This window comes from Tatumella ptyseos ATCC 33301 (assembly GCF_000735525.1).
Taxonomy (GTDB): domain Bacteria; phylum Pseudomonadota; class Gammaproteobacteria; order Enterobacterales; family Enterobacteriaceae; genus Tatumella; species Tatumella ptyseos.
Map to the genome: position 1 here is coordinate 1 of NZ_JMPR01000067.1, position 412 is coordinate 412.

Here is a 412-nt window from a genome sequence, read left to right on the forward strand (position 1 = left end):
GCAGCCACAGTATCACCACCACCGTCACTGATGCGGCCGGCAATACCAGCCAGCCTTCGGCAGCGATTCCTGTCACGGTCGAGACCACGGCACCGGCAGAAGCAGGCGATATCAGCCTGACCGATTCCGCCGGGGACGATCTGAGCGGGAAGACCAGTAACGATGCCACCCCGATCCTCAAAGGGACCGCGGCAGCCGGCGACACCGTCACCATTCTCGACAACGGCAAAGCCATCGGTACCGCTACTGCGGGCAGCGACGGCAGCTGGAGCAGCACCCTGCCGGCCCTGGCCGACGGCAGCCACAGTATTACCACCACGGTCACCGATGCCGCCGGCAATACCGGGCAGCCTTCGGCCGCGATTCCTGTCACGGTCGAGACCACGGCACCGGCAGCAGCAGGCGATATCAG

General features: G+C 65.5%; 1 protein-coding gene. It reads left to right on the forward strand.

Annotated elements, in window-relative coordinates; translation table 11 throughout:
• Positions 1-412, forward strand: a 412-nt coding sequence (locus tag GTPT_RS16595; RefSeq protein WP_038011929.1) for an Ig-like domain-containing protein, incomplete at both ends; no start/stop codon positions are given.